Here is an 18574-nt window from a genome sequence, read left to right on the forward strand (position 1 = left end):
CCTGTGGCGACCGCCCTGCCGCTACCGCGACTGCTGTCCCGGAACGGGGGCCGGCCCGGGGTGCACCAGGAACTCTTCCAGGATTCCCGGGGCCGCCGTCGTGGCGAAGCCGGGGGCGTCGGCCGCCGGGAGGTCCGGGATGCGGTAGCCGTCGTCGCCCGCCGCGACCGCCGCGGTGAGCGTGACGAGCCCGGCCCGGCGGGTGAACGGCGAGGTCGAGAACGTCCAGGCGGCGATGGCGTCGCGCTGGAGGGCGACGGTGTCACGGCTGAAGGTGCCCGAGCGGGCGACCATATACGGGCCGTCCAGCCCGTGCCCCAGATTGCGGTACGCGTCCCGGGCCAGCCACAGCGACAGCGCCGTGGTGAGCAGTGCGTAGATCCAGGCGCAGTGCAGCAGGACGGGAGTGAACGCCGCACCGAGACCGGCGAGCACGGCGGTGCCCGGCAGGACCACGAACAGCAGACCGCGCACCCGCCGCCGGCGCAGCGCGACCCGGGGATGCGGTGTCAGCGCCGCGGGCGCCGCGCTTCCGGGGAAGGGCGAGCGCAGGGTGCCACCGGCCACCCGCAGTGCCTCCGCGCGGGGCGCCGGCGGCAGCAGCCCGCTGCGCTTGCGGTTCTCCTCGCGGTTGCCCAGACCGCCCGCGACCGCGCGCACCAGCGCACCGCCGCCGGCCCGCAGCAGCAGCGGTTCGCGCAGCACCACCCCGCGCAGCCGGGCCCGTTCGATGGTGACCGCACGGGTGGTGAGCAGCCCGCGGCGCACCCGGAGCGTGCGCGAGTCGGTCCACTCCAGGCAGTAGCTCCACCAGTTCTCGACGTAGAGGACGACCGCGCCGACCGAACCGAGGGCGAGGATGACCACCAGCGCCGCCGGGATCGTCAGCCAGAGCGCACTGGCACCGAATTCCGTGAACGCCCGCTGGACGAAGCCGAGTTTCCAGGCCTCGATGCCGATGCCGTCCAGGGCGCGGTAGGCGCCTCCGGCCGCCACGAAGACCCCGCCGATGACCCAGAAGGTGAGCGGCGCATAGCGCAGCCAGCGCCAGTTGATCCGGGCCACCACCGGGTCGTTCGCGATCGCCTCGGCGTCGGCGTAGGCGAGCAGCTCGGTGCGCAGCCGCTCCGCTTCGGGCACCGCGAGCGCCTCCAGCGACAACTCGCTGCTGCCGTCCCCCGAGCCGGCCGTACCGGCCCGCAGCACGGTGACGCCCAGCACCCGGTGCACCGGCGTCGCGGTCAGATCGACGGTGCGTATCCGGTGCAGCGGCACACTGCGCAGCCGCCGGGTCAGCAGCCCGCTGCGCACATCGAAGGTCGGGGAGGCGCCGCCCGCTCCCTCACCGCGACGGGGAATGGTGATACGGAACTCGGTACGCGCCCACCGGATCAGGCCGAGCGTGGTGAGCACGGCGAACGAGGCCGAGATCGCGGCGAGCGTGATCCAGGCTTCGGTGTTGATCCGGCCGCCGGTGGCCAGCGCCGTCAGCGCCAGCGAACCGAGCGGGGCCGCCATCCAGCCGCAGTGCACCAGAAGGGTGCGCGGGTCCAGCCGCCGCCACGGCGTCTCCTCGAAGGGGGCGCCGGGCGGGGCGGCGGGCCCGGACCCGGCGGACGTGCCGGGGTCCGTGCCGGGCGCGCCGGGCTCGCATGGCGTGCTCATGCGGCATCACCCGGCACGTCCTGCGCCGCCTCACTGATCCGCCGGGACAGCTCCTCGGCGTCCGCGTCGGACAGTCCGGCGATCTTGATGTCGCCGGCGGTCGAGGCGGTGGTGACGGTCACCGTCGCCAGTCCGTACCGCCGCTGGAGCGGTCCGCGCATGGTGTCCACCGTCTGCACCCGGCTCAGCGGCGCGATCCGCCGCTTCTGCCAGAACCAGCCGCCCGCCGCGTAGACCGCCTGGCCGCCCAGCTCCCAGGCGTGCACCGCATACCGCCACCGCGGCATCACCAGGAGATAGCCGAGGGCCGGCAGCACCAGCACGACCAGCAGCAACGGGCCGAGCCAGGGCAGTGCGCCCGGGAAGAAGAGCAGGGACAGGACCGCCATGGTGAGCGCGGTGAGCAGCATCGGGCCGCTGAGCGTCAGCAGCGCCTGGAGCGTCCACCAGCGGCGGGCCCGGGGATCGACGCGGTGGCGGGGTGGTCGAAGCAGCGGGGCGGCGTGCTCGGGCATCAGGGTCACCGGTTTCCAAGTCAAGCGTATTGAGTAGCGATACGTTATAACGGTACAAGCGACTTGTAAAAGCGGGCCCGGTATCCGGAAGCGACCCCGCGCGCGAGGAACCGCGCACCGTACGAGGGAGGTCATCCGTGCCCAAGAAGGTGGACCACGAAGCCAGACGCCAGGAGATCTCCGAGGCGCTGTGCCGGATCGCCGGCACCCGTGGTCTGGACGGGGCGAGTCTGCGCGATGTCGCCGCGGAGGCCGGTATCTCGCTGGGCCGGCTCCAGCACTACTTCCGCACCAGGGACGAGATGCTGCTCTTCGCCCTCCGGTACATCAACCGGCTTGCCGGGGACCGGATCAGGGAGCGCATCGAGGCGCTGACCGAGGAGCCGACGCCCCGTGAGGTGCTGCGCGCCTGTCTGTCGGGCATGCTGCCGCTGGACGACAGGAGCCGCATCGGGCTGCTGGTCGGCGCCGCGTACTACGCCCGCGCCGTCCATGACGAGGCCCTGCGTGCCGAGGCCGAGGACGGCATCCCCCGGCTCCGCGCCTTCTTCGCCGACCAGCTGCGGCTGGCCGCGGACCGCGGCGAACTGCCACCGGAGCGCGCCAACGAGGACGAGGCGATGCTGCTGATCAGCGCGGCCGACGGGCTCGCCACCTACGTCCTGCTGGAGGTGCACACCCCCGAGACCGCACTACGGCTGGTGGACCTGCAGCTGGCGAATCTCTTCGGCACGGAGCGGTCGGCGGAAACCGGGGCGGGGTGGGTGGTGAAGGCCGGGGGGAGTGTGGGGTGACGGCGGGACGGGGTGCCTTGCGGCGGGTGGGCATGCCGCAGGCCGGGACATGCCGCAAGTGAAGGGCCGGTTCGCGAGGGGCGGTGCGGCGCGGTGGTGTGCCGGAACTCCGGTCGGGCTCCGGCGCCGACGGGGTGTGGTTTACGCCTCGCGCAACAGGGCGGCGAGATCGCCCTCGACGTCCAGGTGCCGCGCCTCATCGCCCTGCGCGACCAGCTCGTACGACAGCGTCAGAAACGCTCTCAGCTCCTGCGTCTCGAACTGCACCACCGCCATACCGCCGGCGGCGTGGAACTCCACCACCACGGCATCGGCGTCGTACGGCCAGATCTGTACGTCGCCCGCCCCGGCGGGACCGCACAGGCCCTCCTCCAGCAGTTCGCGCCCGAACGTCCAGGTCACCTCCGCCCCGTCCAGCGAAGCGGCCGGCGGAAAGACCAGCCGCACCGCGAAGGGGTCGGCGCGGTCGTAACGCAGGCTCGCCGGGATCACCTGCGACCGTGGAGCGGTCGCGATGAGACGGGCCTGAACGGCTTGGTCGATGACGCTGGACATCGCCGGCTCCCTTGTGTTCGGTGCGGTTCATTGAGTCTTCGACCACTAAGACGCGCGGGCCATCGCGCCAGGTGCATTGGATTCCTACGTGACCTGCGTCACGGACCTTTGAATGTACGTATTTGCCCTCTTTGTTGGCCGGCTGGCGCTCACGATGGGCCTCCCGGGGCTCAACTTGACGAGCCGTCAGGCGTACGGGCGCGCCTCGGCCGCGACCCCACGGACACCGAGGGCTCACCGGCGGGTGCGGGCAGTGACGGGGGCTGTCGCCGGCGGCGCCGGGCGGCGGTCTGGACGGGGCGGTCGGCCTGGGTTAGCTTCCAGCCCAAAACCAGAGCGGGGTGGGGCGAAATGCGGCGCACGGGACGTTTGTTGTATCTGGGCTCAGATCAGAGGAAGGGGCGGGGGACGCGTCCACGCGGTGTCGGACGCCGGGCGGCGCTCACGGCCGGTGCGGCGGCCCTCGCCACACTCGCGGCCGGCTCCGTGGCCGTGGCCCGGCCGGCGAACGCCCCCGTGGGCGCGACCTCTTCCCCGGCCTCCTACGGGATGACGTCCGCCGCGGCCTCGCATGCGACGACGCCCGCCCCGGCCCGTGATCTGCTGACGGCGGGTTCGTTCACCACCCCGCACGGCGGCTGGCGGCTCAAGGACAGTGGCAGCACCGCCCGCTTCCGCGGTCTGGCCGCCGTCAGCCGTACGACCGCCTGGGTCGCGGGCACCGGCGGTGCCGTGCTGCGCACCCAGGACGGCGGCAAGCACTGGCGCAACGTCTCCCCACCCGGTGCCGACGCCTTGGAGTTCCGCGACATCGAGGCGCTCGATGCGCGCCGCGCGGTCGTCCTCGCGATCGGCGAGGGTGCGGCCTCCCGCGTCTTCCGCACCGATGACGCGGGCGCCACCTGGACCGAAAGCTTCCGCAACCCCGACCCCCGTGCCTTCTACGACTGCCTGACCTTCTTCGACCGGCGGCACGGCATCGCGCTCAGCGACCCCGTGGATGGCAAGTACCGCATCCTGTCCACCGGGGACGGCGGCCGCAGTTGGCGGGTCCTGCCGTCGGACGGGATGCCACCGGCCCAGCAGGGCGAGGCCGCATTCGCCGCCAGCGGCCAGTGCCTGGTCTCCGCCGGCAGCCGTGACGCCTGGATCGCGACCGGCGGCGCGGCCACCGCCCGCGTCCTGCGCACCGCCGACCGCGGCCGCACCTGGACCGTCACCGACACCCCGCTGCCCGCTGGCGACCCGGCGCGCGGCATCTTCGCCCTCGCCGTCCGCGACCGCGGCCACGCCCTCGCGGTCGGCGGCGACTACCGCGCCGACCAGCCCTCACCACACGCCGCCGCGGTCAGCGACGACGCCGGCGCCACCTGGACACCGGCCGCCGCACCCCCGAAGGCGTACCGCTCCGGCGCCGCCTGGCTCCCGCACTCCCGCCACCTCGCCCTGGCGGTCGGCCCCACCGGCAGCGATCTGACCCTCGACGGCGGCCACACCTGGCACACCTTCGACACCGGCTCGTACGACACCGTCGACTGCGCCCCCGACCTGGGCTGCTGGGCCGCGGGGGAGAAGGGGAGGATTGCCCGGCTGGGGTGGTGAGGGTGGGGTGGCAGGCCGGCTCGGCCAGGGCGTGCTGGCCTTGGCGCGCCCGATACTCCGGCCGGTCGCTCGCCGTTCCCGTCGCGCGCCCACGCGCCCGTCGGCCGGGGCTGCCCTCCGGGCTGCCCTCCCGCCCAAGCGGCGCCCCGTGGCCCGCTGCCCGCCGCCTGTCCCGGGCTACCCGCCCGCCCGCCGCCCGTAGGCCTCAGTCCAGCAGGCTGCCGAGCCGTCCCTCCAGGACCACCAGCAACTCGCCCAGCGACGTGGAGAGTTCCTCCTGCCGCTCGGTGCCGATGCCGGCGAGCAGCGACGCCTCGTACCGCAGCTGTTCGGGCAGCAGCCGGTCGATGGTGTCGCGTCCCTCGTCGGAGAGCGAGAGATGGCTGACGCGGCGGTCCCGGCCGTCGGGGCGGCGGACGATCAGCCCGCGCTCCTCCAACTGCCGTACCCGTTTGGTGACCGCGGCACCGGAGGCGAAGGTCTCGCGTGCCACCCGCCCGGGGGTCAGCTCGCGGTCCATCCGGCGCAAGGTGCCGAGGATGTCGAACTCGGGCCGGGTGAGTCCGGCCCTCCGCAGCGGCGCGTCGGCCGCCTGCTGAAGCAGCGCGGAACAGCGGTTGAGCCGCCCGATCACCGCCATCGGGCCGGTGTCCAGCCCGGGGTGCACCTGCTGCCACTGGCGCAGCACCCCCGCGACGATGTCCTCGGTCACCCGCACTCTCCTCTCGGCCGTGCCGTACGCCCCCAGGGCGCGGCGCCCTAATTGTGCCTGCCGTACGGTGCCGATCGGGCGCACGGGTCAGGCGGCAAGTGTCGGCGCCGTGAGCCGCCGGACAAGACCGGCCAGCGCCCGGTGGCCTCGCTGTTCGGCGTGGACGATGCGCTCCTCCGGAACGGCCCGCTGCCACCACTCACCGGCCGCGACCTCCACCGCCTCCCGGAGCTCGACCAGACATCCCGCCAGCCGGTCACGGGCCCAGCCGACTTCCCTGGCCTCGTCCACGCCGGTCCCGGCTCCCTCCCGGAGCAGCCGGGACGCGACGGCCTCCGCGGCCGCGACCCGCTCCAGCGCCACCTCGATACGGTCCGCGGCACGCCGGTTGGCGACGAGGACGCAGCAGGCCAGCCCCAATGCCGCCCCCACCACGGTGTCGAGCCAGCGGTCGGCGATCAGCGTCGTCGCCGGCACCTGACTGCCGAATTCGGTCAGCAGCAGCGCCATCGGGGTCACCCACACCGAACCGAGCCAGTAGTTACGGGTGATCGTGGCCTCCGCGCCGAGCTGACAGGCCAGCGCGAGCGCGATCATCGCGAGCGGTCCGAGGTGCAGCAGCGGCAGCAGTGCGGTGTAGAGGAGCAGCCCGAGCAGATTGCCGAGAGTGCGCTGAAGGGCCCGCTGCCAGGAGAGCGTGGTGTTGGCCTGATAGATGGAGGCCGCCGTGACCACGGCCCAATACGGATGCCCGACCCCGACGGCCATCGACGCCCAGCCCGCCAGTACACACCCCACGGCGACCCGCGCGCCGATGGGCAGCAGCGGTGACCCGGGCGCCAACCGGGCGAGCACCGCCCGCACCCCGCGCGGATGACCGGGCCCGGGCCGCCGCGGCCCCCACGCCTCCACGGCGACACCCGCCAACTCCTCGGCCTGCGCCGCGGACAACGCCACCTCGGGCAACGGCCGCCCGCCGCGCAGCTCACGCGCCCAGCCCCCGAGCCGCTCGGCCTCGGCCCCCGCGAACCCCGCTTCATACGGTGCGCCCTGGGCGGCCACGTCCCCGGCGTGCCCCGTACGCCCCAACGCCGACTCGGCGCGCACCAGCAGCCGTTCGAGCCCGGCCCGCGCCGTGGCCTGGTCCGGGGTACGCACCGGGACCAGGAACAGCGTGTGCCAGGCGGCGTTCACCGCGGCCGCGGCGGCATGACGGGCGTGCGCCACCCCGGCCGGTACCCCGCCGCCGGTGCCCGCCTCCGTACGCAGCAGCCCCGCGGCGGCCACCAGCGCGCGGGCGACCACGATCCGCTCGGGCCCCTGCGGCCGTATCAGCGCCGGAGCCATACAGACCAGCCAGGCGAGTACCCCGGTGCCGAGCGCCAGGGCCAGGTGCAGGGGCACCTGCCCGAGGTGCTGCGGCACGAAGAACGCCGTGGCGGTGATGAAGGTCAGGATGACGTTGCCCGGCGGGCCGATACGCGTCGCGTCACAGACCACCTTGTGGGCCGCGGCGACCAGCGAGGCGCACACGACCAGCAGCGCGGTCGAGGCGATCAGCGATGCGGCGGTCAGCGCGACGCCGAGGCTCGCGACCATGCCGAGCACCACCCACGGCAGCGTGCGGGCACGCGCCGCATACGGCAGACCGTGCGCATACAGCGCGCACATCGCCCCCGCCGAGGTGTACAGGATCAGATCCAGCCGCCCCAGTGCGTACAGCGTGAAATCGGGTATCGCCAGCGCCACCAGCGCACTGAGCGCCGGCTTGTGCCAGATATCGACGGGCCGCCGCAGCCGCACCGCACTCCTGACCGGCAACGGCCGGGCGCGCACCACGCTCCCCGGAGCATCGTGCGCACTGGTACCGGACGGCTTGCCGTGCTTTCCCATAGGGGAATGTTAGCAGGTGTTTTACTCGTGAAATATGTGACGCCGGGCCGCGCACGCATCCGACGAGCCGGAGGCGCGTCCGGCAGGAGGAGGCCCCGGCGACCGGCGGGAGAAAGGCGATCGACGAGCGGGCGACAAGCCGGGTGGCGCGGAGGGTGACAATGGCCGGGTGCCAGCCGCCAAGAAGAAGTCGACGACCGCGAGTGCCTCGCCCGAGCGGCGCCGCGAACTGCTCACCATCGCGGCGGACGTCTTCGCCGCACAGGGCTACAACGCCACCACCGTCCGCCGCATCGCGGACGAAGCCGGCATGCTCGCGGGCAGCCTCTACTACCACTTCGACTCGAAGGAATCGATGCTGGACGAGATCCTGTCCAGCTTCCTGACCGAGCTGTGGGACGGCTACGACGCCGTACTCGCCGCCGGTCTCGGTCCCAGGGAGACCATCGAAGCCCTGGTCACCGAGTCCTTCCGGGAGATCGACCGGCACCGCGCGGCCGTCGCCATCTACCAGAAGGAGTCCAAGCACCTCGCCGCCCAGCCCCGCTTCGGCTACCTCACCGACTCCCAGCAGAAGTTCAAAACGGCCTGGCTCGGCACCCTGGAACGCGGCGTGGCCGACGGGGCGTTCCGTGCGGACCTCGACATCCGGCTCACCTACCGCTTCGTCCGCGACACTGTCTGGGTCGCGGCGAGCTGGTACCGGCCGGGCGGGCAGCACAGCCCCGAGGAGATCGCCCGCCAGTACCTCTCGATGGTGCTGGACGGCATCGCCGTACGCGCCTGACGCGCTCTTCGGCAACGGGCGAGGTCCCGTCGGTGCTAGCGGCCCTGGCGGGGGCGTGGCGGCGGTCATGGCCCTGGTGGCGAGCGTGGTCCCGGCGGCCTGCGCGGTCCTGGCGGCGGGCGCCATCCCGGCGGCGGGCATGGTCCCGGGCTACCGCCGCGCCCGGCCCTGAGGCCGTACTCCGACCCCTCGGCCGTGCCTGCTCAGCAGGGAGTGTTCTTCACGAACAGGGCCCGCGGCGTCCCGGTCGTGCCGTAGTGGATGTCCTTGGTCGTGCCCTTGAGGAGCCTGCCATGGGGGTCGCGGTGATACGGGACGACGATGGTGAAGCACGAGGTCCGCTGAGTGCACAGATTCGACAGGCGGACATAACGCTGGTGGCCCTTGTTGAAGTACTTCCGCACCTTGACGCACTGCGGCGCCCGGCCCGTGGCGGACGCTTCCGAGGCGGTGACCAGGGTCAGCGAGGCGCTGCACGCCACGGTTGCCAGTGCTATGGCGATGATCTTCCGCACGTGATCTCCCCCGTTGAAAGCCTTGGAATTCCCTCGCGAACCCCTACCGTGTTCGCACGTTCATTCCCCATTGTCCATACCCGCCCAATGGAAATCAGCCCCGGGGGCCACACAGGGACACAAGCGCTACATAGCGGCAACCCTTTCGGAACAAGGCCGGGCCGGCCGGGCTACAACTCGTCGATACGCAGGTAGTGCACTGCGCGGCGGGTCAGCTCCGCGACGTCCTCCGGTTCGTCCTGCCAGGCCCAGTGCTCCATGGCGACGCTGATCGCGTCGAGCAAGGCGCAGGCCAGGAGCCGTACCTCCATGCTGTCCTCCGATGCGCCCTTGCGCGCCGCGAGCACCGGCACCAACTGGTCCTGCATCTCCCGCCCCGCAGCGAGCCACCGCATCCGAATGGCTGGGACGGTGCCCATGACCCGCACCAGCCGGCGGGCCTGTTCGCGGTCCGCGAGCTGCCGGGCCGCGGCAGACGAGGTGAACGACGCCTGCACGGCGCTGCTCAGCGGCTCATCGACGGGGCGCCTGGCCAGCTCCTCGACGAGCACACCGACGCTGGACGTCATGACGGGTGTCAGCGCGTCCTCCTTCGCCGCGCAGTAGCGGTAGAAGGTCCGCAGCGAAATGCCGGCCCCCGACGCGATGTCCTCGACCGTCGTCGCCTCATACCCCTGGTCCGAAAACAGCGCCGCCGCGGTCTCGGCAATCTCCAGCCGGGTCTCCTGCCGCCGCCGCTCGGTCAACGATGGCCTACCTCGCGCTGCCGTCATCCACCCCTCCAGATCGTCCGGCCGTCATGTCTACCAGGGCATTTTCTGTCACAAACCAGCTCCCTGGCACATCATGCCAAAAACCCGCTATGTTGGCACCGCCCCCTGGACCACCCGGCCCCTACCTGCCCCCGACCCCCGTCTGCCCGTCGCCGGCGCTCGACTGCTGTCCGCTTTCGCCCCGACCCCGCCCCGCCCATCTCGACCCCGAACACCCACGGCACTCACCCCACCGATGGGCGGGCGAACGGCGCACCGCCCCCGACGGCAACGGCCCACCGACCAGAACGGCCCACGGCGCGGACCGATCCAACGCACGGACCGGCACGCCATACGGACCGGCCCACTGCATGCACAGGCACGCCGCACGGACCGACCACCGACTAGAACGGCCCACCGCATGGACTGGTACGAGCCCGTGAATCGGCACACGGCACGGCCGGCGCACCGATCCGCCCAGCAAATGCCCTGCGTTCGGCACCGACCACGCATCCGCACCGACCACGCATCCGCACCGACCACGTGTCTGCGCCGACCATGCATCCGCACCGACACCCGCTCGCGCCAACCATGCGTTCTGTATCGACGATGCATTCCGCGCCAACCATGAGGTCCACCCAGCCCACTCAGTCCGCCCAACCACCCGACCCGCAAGGACGGTTCGACCGATTCGCCCTGCACAACGGGTCAGAACCGAACCGGAAACCGGAGCCAAAACCAGAACCCGAGCCAAATCCCCAGCCCCAGCCCAGCCCAGCCCCAGCCCGGCCATAGCCATGGCCGTAGCCAGAACCAGAACGTGTCAGCGAAGGAGCCGACCATGTCCACGCCGGTGCCCATGCCCCGTACCTACCTAGTCACCGGAGCCGCGTCCGGCATAGGCAAGGCCACCGTCGCCCACCTCCGCGAACACGGCCACACCGTGATCGGTGCCGACCTCAAGGACACCGACATCTCCGCAGACCTCGCCACGCCCGACGGACGTATCCAACTGGTCGACCGTGCCCACGAGTTGACTGACGGCCGACTCGACGCCGTGATCGCCTGCGCCGGCCTCGCCCACTTCGTCCCGCGCACCGTCCAGGTCAACTACTTCGGTGTCGTCGCCACCCTCGAAGGGCTGCGCCCGCTGCTCGCCGCCGGTACCGACCCGCGCGCCGTACTGCTCTCGTCCGTCGCCTCGATCCACCCGGCCGACCAGGCCATCGTCGACGCGGCGCTCGCAGGCGACGAAGAGGCAGCCGTGGCCGCCGCCCAGGCCGCCGTCGACCGGGGCGAGGGATATGCGATCTACGGCGCTTCCAAGCAGGCGATCGCCCGCTGGCTCCGCCGTACGGCCATCTCCGACGACTGGGCCGCCGCCGGCATCCCCCTCAACGCCGTCGCCCCCGGCACGACCGTGACCCCCATGACCGAGCCCATGCTCGCCGACGCCGAAACACGTAAGGCCATCGACGCCGGCATCCCCATGCCCCTGCACGGCCACGCCCGCCCCGAACAGGTCGCCCCACTGCTCGCCTGGCTGACCTCCCCCGAGAACACCCACGTCACCGGCCAGGTCATCTTCCTCGACGGCGGCGCCGACGCCGTTCTCCGCGGAGACAACACCTGGTAACCACCAACCAGGAGCCCTGGCTATACCCCGGGCTACGCGGCGCATCCGGCGAAGCCCGGCTACGCGGCGGACGGAAAGGCCCCTCCCCGCGACGCACCTTGGGGGACCTTTGTCGTACAGCGGGCCCGGGGAAGCTCGGTCATGCCGCGGACTGGGGCAGCCTCGTCACGCTCTGCGCCGGGGCCGTCCTGCCGCACCATGCACCGGGGAAGCCCCGTCAAAAGGCGCACCCCGGCAGCCCCACACGCCATGTACTTCCCAGGCAACGCCGTGCCTGCCCTGCCACCCGCGGGCCCGGCCGGTGCGTCACTCGCCGGTGGACGGGCGGGCCGTCACCACCTTCAGGCCCCGGTCCGCGAATTCGCGGCGGGTTGGCTCCTTCGCTCCGTTGTCCGTGATGAACGTGTCAAAGACATCCGCGTCGCCGACCCGGGCGAAGCAGCGCTCACCGATTTTCGACGAGTCCGCGACGACCACGGCACGCCGGGCGCGCTCGGCCATGAGGCGGTTGACCCGGGCCTCCGCTTCGTCGTGCACCGTCGCCCCCATCATCGGGTCCATGCCATTGGCCCCGATGAAGGCGATGTCGATGGAGATCTGCTGAAGCACCAACTCGCTGAACGGACCCACGAGTTCGAACGAACGCGAGTGCGCAACCCCGCCGGTGAGCACGATCTTGATCTGCGGCCGGACGGCCAGCTCATTGGCGATGTTGAGGGAGTTGGTGACAATCGTCAGGTGCGGTTGCGGTCCGGCCTCCGAAAAGTCCGGACGGGTGGCGAGCACCCGGGCGATCGCCGTGGTCGTCGTGCCACCGCTCAGCCCGACCACGTCACCCCGCTCGACCAGCTTCGCCGCGGCTTTCGCCACCGCCTCCTTCTCCTCCGACCGGTGAGCGTGCTTGTAGCGGATCGGCAGGTCGTACGCCACGGAACTGAGCACCGCCCCGCCCCGGGTGCGGGTCAGCAGTTGCTGTTCGGCGAGGGCGTCCATGTCGCGTCGCATCGTGGCGGCCGAAACCTCCAGCGCGGTCGCCGCCTCCTCGACGTCCACCCGGCCTCGGTCTCCGAGCAGCTCAAGCAGTGCGTTCATCCGTTCATGGCGCTTCATGACGCGAGCCTAATTCGTTTCGGCACACCACGGTGACGCGCGGTAGAGCCCCCGCCGAACACCGAAGAGGCCCCGCCGGACACCGCCGGACACAGCAGAGGTCCCGCCGGGCACCGACGGACACCGCCGATGCCGGGGCGGCGGCCCCGGGCGGTGGGGCGCCATGCCGGGATCCGTCGCGGAGGTTCTGCCGTCACGGTCTCGCCATGGGCTCGTCACGGAGTATGCCCAGGGCGATCATCGAGTCCACGGGCTCACCCCCGAGCCGATGCCTGGACCGCGTACCGGCCCGGGACCGTCGCCGGAGTGCCCAGCACACCCAGTAGCCTCGCCGCTTCCTCGGTCACCGCCTCCCGGGCCGGCTTGACGTACTTGCGGGAGTCGACGAGCGAGGGATCGGCGCCCAGCGTCCGCCGTATTGAGTGGGTGAAGACGGAGACCAGATGCGTGGAGATATTGATCTTCGTCATTCCGGCAGAGATGGCACGGCGCAGCTCCTCATCCGGCACACCCGAAGAGCCGTGCAGGACCAGCGGCACCGGCAGGGCGGTGTGCAGGGCCGTGATGAGGTCCTTGTCCAGTACGGCCGTGCGTTCATGCATCGCATGGGAGGAGCCGACGGCCACGGCGAGGGCATCCACGCCCGTCGCGCGGACGAAGGCCAGGGCCTCGTCCGGGTCCGTACGCACCCCGGGCGCGTGGACCCCGTCCTTGCCGCCGACCTCGCCGAGTTCGGCCTCGACGTAGGCGTCGCGTTCATGGCACCAGGCGGCGAGGTCGGCGGTGGTGGCGACGTTCTCCTCGTAGGGAAGAGCGGAGGCGTCCACCATGACGGACCCCACCCCGGCGGTGATGCCCTGACGGACGAGGTCCGCATCGGTGATGTGGTCGAGGTGGACCGCGATCCGGGCCGTGGAGCCCTCGGCGAGGGCGAGCGTGGCGCGGGTGATGGGCAGCAGACTGCCGTGGTAACGGATGCAGTTCTCGCTGATCTGAAGGATCAGTGGGATACCGGTGTGCTCGGCGGCGGTGACGAGCGCCTCGGCGGTTTCCAGGTGGATGACGTTGAAGGCCGCGGCACCGACCCGCGCCTCACGCGCGGCGTCGACGATCGATGAGGTCGGAACGAGTGGCATGGGATGCCGGCTCCCTTCTCCCTTGCGGGCAGGGCTGGTTGAGAGGGGTGAGGTGGGCGGCTACGAGGCGGCCGGCGTCTCGAGCATCACCGAACGGGTCAGGCTGCGCGGGTTGTCCGGGTCCAGGCCGCGGGCGCGGGCTCGCTCCAGCGCCACCCGCTGGACCAGCACCAGATCCGCCAACGGATCGCGCGCATGGTGCACAAACCGCGCACCCGTCCGCGCCACATCGGCCTCCAGCCCCTCCGGTGCCTGCCCGAACAGCCAGGTCACCCGGCCGGGTGCCGCTATCGCGATCGGACCGTGGCGGTACTCCATCGCGGGGTAGGACTCCGTCCAACTCTGCGCTGCCTCCCGCATCTTGAGCGCCGCCTCATTGGCCAGGCCGAACGTCCATCCCGAGCCGAGGAAGGAGAACTGCTCGGCGTACACCCACTCCTTGTCCACCCGCGCGGCAAGCGCCTCCTCCGCGTCGGCCACCGCACGGGAGATGTCCTCGCCGAGGTGCGCGCGCAGCAGAGTCAGCGCCGTCGTCGCGAACCGTGTCTGCACCACCGACTTCTCGTCGGCGAACGGCAGCGCGACCGTCTCGTCGGAGAGCGCCACCGCCGGCGTCTCGGGGTCACCGATGATCGTCACCGTCGGGATGCGCCCCTTGACGGCGTCGAGTACCCGCAGCACCTCGGTCGTGGTGCCGGAGCGGGTGATCGCCACCACCGCGTCATAGCCGCGGTCGCTGCCGAGGAAGGCCTCGGAGGCGGCGAACGGATCCGTCACACCCTGTCCGGCCGCCTCGCGGAGCGCCGCATACGACTGGGCCATGAACCATGAGGTGCCGCAGCCGACGACGGCCACCCGCTGACCGGGCTTCGGCAGGGGCCCCGCCGCTGCTCCGATCCGTGCGGCCTGCCGCCAGGTCTCCGGCTGGCTGCCCAGCTCCTGCTCCATGTACGAGGTCTCGCTCATGGCCCACCCTCCCGTGATGTGGCAATGGAATGAAGAGATGTTGCGTGAAACTGCAATCTTTGGCTTTGTTGCAATCGACTGTACGCAGGAATCCGATCGCGATCCATCCCTCGTACGAGTGGATGCGCCAGAGGGGAGCGCGGGAGTGGGGACTCGAATGGTCCGCTTGGGCAAGGCAGAGGCGGGGTTGATGTGGGGTGGGCGGTTGGCGGAGAGGGATGCAAGAAGCTGTTGACAGCTGCGTGAAAAGCGCCGAATACTCGCATGATCAGTCATGCGCGATTCGGCATGCAGCAAGGCCCGCTCCGCCGCACAGAGGACTTCCCATGTCCATTGCCACGCTCTCGGCGACGCCTCCGCCGCCGTCCTCCAAGACCACCCACCGCACCGGCAGACTGTTCGCGCTCACCGGCGCGGTCGTCGGCGTCATCTATGGCTACGACACCGGCAGCATCTCCGGCGCCCTGGTGTTCCTGAGCAAGGACTTCCATCTCACCGAGACCGAAAAGGGCCTGGTCAACAGCATTTTGGTGTTCGGCTCCATCGTCGGCGCGCTGATCGGCGGCAAGCTCGCCGACGCCCTGGGCCGTAAGGTCGCGATGCTGATCGTGGCCGGCTCGTACGCCGTCTTCGTGGCTCTCTCCGCGGTCGCACCCAATGTCGTCGTGCTGGACATCGTTCGCTTCCTGCTCGGCGCCGCCATCGGCATCTCGATCGTCGCCGCCCCGCTCTATATCGCCGAATCGACCCCGGCACGTATTCGCGGAGCCTCCGTCGCCGCCTACCAAGTGGCCACGGTCGCGGGCATCGTGCTCACGTACTTCGTCAACTGGGGTCTGTCCGGGGGTGGGCACTGGCGCTGGATGCTCGGCCTCTCCGCGGTCCCCGCCGCGCTCGTCCTGATTCCGCTGCTCCGGCTGCCGGACACCCCGCGCTGGTACGTCCTCAAGGGGCGGACGGAACGCGCCGTCGAGGTCATGGCCATGACCGACCCCGATGTCGATCCGCATGCGGAGGTCGCCGCTGTGGAAGCCGCGCTCGCCGAGGAGAGCGGTGGGTCGGCGCGCTCGTTGCTGCGCAAGCCCTACGCCCGCGCCGCGGTCTTCGTCGTCGGCCTCGGGTTCTTCTGCCAGATCACCGGCATCAACGCCGTGACGTACTACAGCCCGCAGATCTTCGAGGAGATGGGGTTCACCGGCAACGGCCAGAACTTCCTGCTGCCGTCGTTCGTCCAACTCGCCTCGCTGGCCGCGACGGTGCTCGCCATCCTCATCATCGACCGGCTCGGCCGCCGGGTGGTGCTGCTCTCCGGCATCGGCACGATGGCTGTCATGCTCGCCGTCCTGACGGCCGTCTTCGGCACCGGCGAGCTCCAGGGGGCGACGACCTGGGTGGGGTTCGCCGCCATCCTGCTGTTCACCGCGGCCTTCAACTTCGGCTTCGGCTCGCTGATCTGGGTCTATGCGAGTGAGGCGTTCCCCGCCCAGCTGCGCTCGACCGGAGCCTCGGTGATGCTCACCGCGGACCTGGTCGCCAATCTTCTGATCGCCCAGTTCTTCCCGTCACTGATGGCCTGGGCGGGCGCGGCCCGGACCTTCGCGGGCCTCGGAGTCCTCGCCCTCGCCGCCCTGGTCTTCGCCTCCGTCACCGCGCCTGAGACCAAGGGGCGTCAGTTGGAGGAGATCCAGGACTACTGGCGCAATGGGGGGCGTTGGCCCGAGCCGACTGCGGCTGGTACCGCAAGCCCCCGCTCGCTCGGCGACTCGGCGGTTCCCCCGACTACGACGTCGTAGCTATCGGGGCTGGCGGGAGCGGTATGCCGCGAACGGGGCGTGAGCACGATGCTCGGACTGCCGGATGGCCGGCGGTCCGAGCCTCCGGGCGAGGCGCCTCAGGAGGGCAGCTGCTCCCGGTACTGCTCCATTGCCGGCGCGGTCGTCGTCGCCACGAACTCCGTGATCCGGTACTCACACACCCCGGCGAGAGTGAACGGGTCCTCGGAAACGATCCGCTCGACGGTCGCGCGGTCCATCCCGGCGGCGAGAATCACGCCTCCGTCCCGTGGGACCTTGCGGCCGGCGGCGAGGAAATGCCCGGCGGCGTACTCCTTCCGAAGCCACTCCACATGCTGATCGAGGGCTGCGTCGACGCGTTCGAGGGGCGCGGTATAGGTCAGTTCCAGTACGAACATGACTGCAATATAGAGGAGGTGTCGGGCGGCGCTCTGCCATCTCTCCGCGCAGGGAAGGCGCAGGCCAGGGCGGGTAGGAGGGAAGGCCTCGGCAGTTGAATGGGGCGAGGTGCGGCGGCTTCCCTCCCCCCCCGCAGGGCGGGCCGCTCCCACCACCGATCGGGGCGGGCGTCGGGTTCAGGCTGTCGGCAGGTCCGGGCGTCGGCGCCCGTGCCGTGTCGCGCGCTCGTAGGCATGACCGGCCTGGAGGACGGCGAGATCGGCGCGCGGTGGACCGATGAACTGGAGCCCCACGGGCAGGCCGCCCGGGGTGAAGCCCGCGGGGACCGAGAGGGCGGGTACGCCCAGGACCGAGATGAGGTAGGCGGATCGCATCCAGTCCAGATAGCTGTCCGTGGGACGGCCCGCTACCTCGCGCGGATACTCCAACTCCGCATCGAAGGGCGCGACTTGGCTGACCGGGGCGAGGAGAAGGTCATACCCGGAGAAGAATTCCAGCGTGCCGAGGTAGAGGCGGCTGTGGGTCGTGGTGGCGGTGTGGAGGTCGGCCACGGTCAGCCGGCGGCCCTGTTCGATGTTCCAGACGATGCTGGGTTTGAGGGCCTGCGGGTCGGAGTCGAGCAGGCCACCGAGCGCGAGGTCGAAGCCGTGCGCCCGCAGCGTACGGAAGGTCTCGTCGGCGCCGGCGAGGTCCGGGCAGGCGGTGTCGACACGGCAGCCCAGCTCTTCCAGGACCCTCAACTGGGGCTCCAGAACGGCGAGCACCTCCGGGTCGGCCGGTGCGTATCCGCCCAGGTCGGGTGCCCAGGCGATCCGCAGCCCGCGCAGGTCGCGGTCGAGCGGCACACGGAACGCCGCCCCCGGGGTCTCCAGGCTGAGGGGACAGCGCGGGTCCGGGCCGGCCATCGCCGACAGCAGCAGCGCGGCGTCGGCGACGGTCCGCCCCATGGGGCCCGGGACCGACAGGGTGTCCCAGAGGTCGCTGCCGGGAGGTGAAGGGACGCGGCCCGGCGTCGGCCGCAGCCCGACCACGTTGCAGAAGGAAGCGGGGTTGCGGAGTGAGCCGCCCATGTCACTGCCGTCGGCGAGCGGCTGTAGCCCGGCCGCCAGCGCCGCGGCGGCGCCCCCACTGCTGCCGCCCGCCGAGCGTGTGAGGTCGTACGGATTGCGGGTGGTGCCGAAGACGGCGTTGAAGGTGTGCGAACCGGCGGCGAATTCGGGGACGTTGGTCTTGCCGAGGCGGATGGCGCCCGCCTGCTGGAGCCGGTCGACCAGTAGATCGTCGTCGTCCGGGATGTGATCGGCGAAGAGCGGTGAGCCGTGTGTGGTGCGCATACCGCGGGTGAGACGGGTGTCCTTGAAGGCGATCGGCAGCCCGTGCAGGGGCGGGACGGCGGCGCCCCGGACGAGTCGCTCATCGGCCCGTGCGGCCGCGGCGAGGGCGCCCTCCGGGTCGAGGGTGACGATCGCGTTGACGGCCGGATTGATCTGCTCGATGCGGTCCAGATGGGCCTGGACGACCTCTCGGGCGGAGACCTCGCGGCGCCGCAGCCGGGCGGCGAGGTCGGTGGCGTCGAGCTCGTGAAGCGCGTCGGACATCTAGGACCTCCGGGGCTGAAGGGGCGGCAGGCGTTGGGGGAGCGGGCAGGAGGACTCTTCCCGGCGGGCGACACCGTGGCGCCGTGGACCGGCTGTCCCGTGCCTGGCACCGGCCCGCCGCCGGGCCGCCGGGCCTCCACGTCAAC

17 protein-coding genes are annotated in these 18574 nt (G+C 71.4%); 5 read left to right on the forward strand and 12 right to left on the reverse strand.

The annotated features are described in order from the left end of the window. Positions 1-21: 21 nt before the first annotated feature. Both QT196_RS33305 and QT196_RS33310 read right to left on the reverse strand, forming a co-directional pair. On the reverse strand, positions 22-1665 hold the full coding sequence (locus QT196_RS33305) for a PH domain-containing protein (RefSeq protein ID WP_290356257.1): 1644 nt from the start codon (positions 1663-1665) through the stop codon (positions 22-24). Then, complete coding sequence (locus tag QT196_RS33310; RefSeq protein ID WP_168482408.1) at positions 1662-2180, reverse strand: PH domain-containing protein; 519 nt, start codon at positions 2178-2180, stop codon at positions 1662-1664. Before QT196_RS33310 ends, QT196_RS33305 begins: the two co-directional genes overlap by 4 nt. A gap of 137 nt (positions 2181-2317) precedes the next feature. Between QT196_RS33310 and QT196_RS33315 the strand changes: the two genes are divergently transcribed. Then, complete coding sequence (locus QT196_RS33315; RefSeq protein ID WP_168482409.1) at positions 2318-2974, forward strand: TetR family transcriptional regulator C-terminal domain-containing protein; 657 nt, start codon at positions 2318-2320, stop codon at positions 2972-2974. 141 nt (positions 2975-3115) lie between these two features. Here QT196_RS33315 and QT196_RS33320 read toward each other — a convergent pair whose 3' ends face one another. Then, entirely contained in the window at positions 3116-3529 is a 414-nt protein-coding gene (locus QT196_RS33320; protein ID WP_085922593.1) for an SsgA family sporulation/cell division regulator, read from the reverse strand. A gap of 486 nt (positions 3530-4015) precedes the next feature. On the opposite strand from QT196_RS33320, the gene QT196_RS33325 reads away from it, so the two are divergent. Then, positions 4016-5131: an oxidoreductase gene (locus QT196_RS33325; RefSeq protein ID WP_290356258.1), complete on the forward strand. Its 1116-nt coding sequence runs from the start codon at positions 4016-4018 to the stop codon at positions 5129-5131. 205 nt (positions 5132-5336) lie between these two features. Here the strand turns inward: QT196_RS33325 and QT196_RS33330 are convergent, their stop codons facing one another. Together QT196_RS33330 and QT196_RS33335 are read right to left on the reverse strand one after the other, a co-directional pair. Beyond that, the gene (locus tag QT196_RS33330; RefSeq protein WP_168482411.1) at positions 5337-5843 is read right to left on the reverse strand and encodes a MarR family transcriptional regulator; all 507 of its coding nucleotides are present in this window, start codon (positions 5841-5843) and stop codon (positions 5337-5339) included. An 87-nt stretch (positions 5844-5930) separates the two neighbouring features. Further along, positions 5931-7736 (reverse strand): FUSC family protein, encoded by a 1806-nt coding sequence (locus tag QT196_RS33335; protein ID WP_290356259.1) that lies wholly within the window; start codon positions 7734-7736, stop codon positions 5931-5933. Positions 7737-7905: 169 nt separating this feature from the next. Here QT196_RS33335 and QT196_RS33340 point away from each other — a divergent pair, with 169 nt between their 5' ends. After that, positions 7906-8523, forward strand: a complete 618-nt coding sequence (locus QT196_RS33340; RefSeq protein WP_266732299.1) for a TetR/AcrR family transcriptional regulator — start codon at positions 7906-7908, stop codon at positions 8521-8523. 203 nt (positions 8524-8726) lie between these two features. Here the strand turns inward: QT196_RS33340 and QT196_RS33345 are convergent, their stop codons facing one another. Continuing rightward, positions 8727-9038, reverse strand: coding sequence for a hypothetical protein (locus tag QT196_RS33345; protein WP_168482414.1), 312 nt, complete (start codon positions 9036-9038; stop codon positions 8727-8729). A gap of 170 nt (positions 9039-9208) precedes the next feature. Then, entirely contained in the window at positions 9209-9784 is a 576-nt protein-coding gene (locus QT196_RS33350; protein ID WP_168482415.1) for a TetR/AcrR family transcriptional regulator, read from the reverse strand. A gap of 847 nt (positions 9785-10631) precedes the next feature. On the opposite strand from QT196_RS33350, the gene QT196_RS33355 reads away from it, so the two are divergent. Continuing rightward, a complete protein-coding gene (locus tag QT196_RS33355) occupies positions 10632-11426 on the forward strand; it encodes an SDR family oxidoreductase (RefSeq protein ID WP_323139133.1) in 795 nt (264 codons plus the stop codon). Between the two features lie 306 nt (positions 11427-11732). Here QT196_RS33355 and QT196_RS33360 read toward each other — a convergent pair whose 3' ends face one another. The 3 genes from QT196_RS33360 to QT196_RS33370 all read right to left on the reverse strand — a co-directional run bounded on the left by QT196_RS33360 (position 11733) and on the right by QT196_RS33370 (position 14638). Beyond that, the gene (locus QT196_RS33360; RefSeq protein ID WP_168482416.1) at positions 11733-12536 is read right to left on the reverse strand and encodes a DeoR/GlpR family DNA-binding transcription regulator; all 804 of its coding nucleotides are present in this window, start codon (positions 12534-12536) and stop codon (positions 11733-11735) included. Positions 12537-12790: 254 nt separating this feature from the next. Then, positions 12791-13672 (reverse strand): class II fructose-bisphosphate aldolase, encoded by an 882-nt coding sequence (locus QT196_RS33365; protein WP_290356260.1) that lies wholly within the window; start codon positions 13670-13672, stop codon positions 12791-12793. 60 nt (positions 13673-13732) lie between these two features. After that, complete coding sequence (locus QT196_RS33370; RefSeq protein WP_290356261.1) at positions 13733-14638, reverse strand: SIS domain-containing protein; 906 nt, start codon at positions 14636-14638, stop codon at positions 13733-13735. A gap of 326 nt (positions 14639-14964) precedes the next feature. On the opposite strand from QT196_RS33370, the gene QT196_RS33375 reads away from it, so the two are divergent. Continuing rightward, positions 14965-16431 (forward strand): sugar porter family MFS transporter, encoded by a 1467-nt coding sequence (locus QT196_RS33375; RefSeq protein ID WP_290356262.1) that lies wholly within the window; start codon positions 14965-14967, stop codon positions 16429-16431. 98 nt (positions 16432-16529) lie between these two features. Here QT196_RS33375 and QT196_RS33380 read toward each other — a convergent pair whose 3' ends face one another. After that, a complete protein-coding gene (locus QT196_RS33380; protein WP_168482420.1) occupies positions 16530-16829 on the reverse strand; it encodes a YciI family protein in 300 nt (99 codons plus the stop codon). A gap of 177 nt (positions 16830-17006) precedes the next feature. Next, a complete protein-coding gene (locus tag QT196_RS33385) occupies positions 17007-18428 on the reverse strand; it encodes an amidase (RefSeq protein WP_290356263.1) in 1422 nt (473 codons plus the stop codon). Positions 18429-18574: the final 146 nt, after the last annotated feature.

Origin of the sequence: Streptomyces sp. P9-2B-2, assembly GCF_030406865.1 — a bacterium.
Classification (GTDB): domain Bacteria; phylum Actinomycetota; class Actinomycetes; order Streptomycetales; family Streptomycetaceae; genus Streptomyces; species Streptomyces platensis.

What these genes read in the sequence shown, in the direction of transcription:
- QT196_RS33305 (WP_290356257.1), bottom strand. Translation starts at nt 1,665, where the DNA reads ATGAGCACGCCATGCGAGCCCGGCGCGCCCGGCACGGACCCCGGCACG.
- QT196_RS33310 (WP_168482408.1), bottom strand. Translation starts at nt 2,180, where the DNA reads ATGCCCGAGCACGCCGCCCCGCTGCTTCGACCACCCCGCCACCGCGTC.
- QT196_RS33320 (WP_085922593.1), bottom strand. Translation starts at nt 3,529, where the DNA reads ATGTCCAGCGTCATCGACCAAGCCGTTCAGGCCCGTCTCATCGCGACC.
- QT196_RS33335 (WP_290356259.1), bottom strand. Translation starts at nt 7,736, where the DNA reads ATGGGAAAGCACGGCAAGCCGTCCGGTACCAGTGCGCACGATGCTCCG.
- QT196_RS33355 (WP_323139133.1), top strand. Translation starts at nt 10,632, where the DNA reads ATGTCCACGCCGGTGCCCATGCCCCGTACCTACCTAGTCACCGGAGCC.
- QT196_RS33360 (WP_168482416.1), bottom strand. Translation starts at nt 12,536, where the DNA reads ATGAAGCGCCATGAACGGATGAACGCACTGCTTGAGCTGCTCGGAGAC.
- QT196_RS33365 (WP_290356260.1), bottom strand. Translation starts at nt 13,672, where the DNA reads ATGCCACTCGTTCCGACCTCATCGATCGTCGACGCCGCGCGTGAGGCG.
- QT196_RS33370 (WP_290356261.1), bottom strand. Translation starts at nt 14,638, where the DNA reads ATGAGCGAGACCTCGTACATGGAGCAGGAGCTGGGCAGCCAGCCGGAG.
- QT196_RS33375 (WP_290356262.1), top strand. Translation starts at nt 14,965, where the DNA reads ATGTCCATTGCCACGCTCTCGGCGACGCCTCCGCCGCCGTCCTCCAAG.
- QT196_RS33380 (WP_168482420.1), bottom strand. Translation starts at nt 16,829, where the DNA reads ATGTTCGTACTGGAACTGACCTATACCGCGCCCCTCGAACGCGTCGAC.
- QT196_RS33385 (WP_290356263.1), bottom strand. Translation starts at nt 18,428, where the DNA reads ATGTCCGACGCGCTTCACGAGCTCGACGCCACCGACCTCGCCGCCCGG.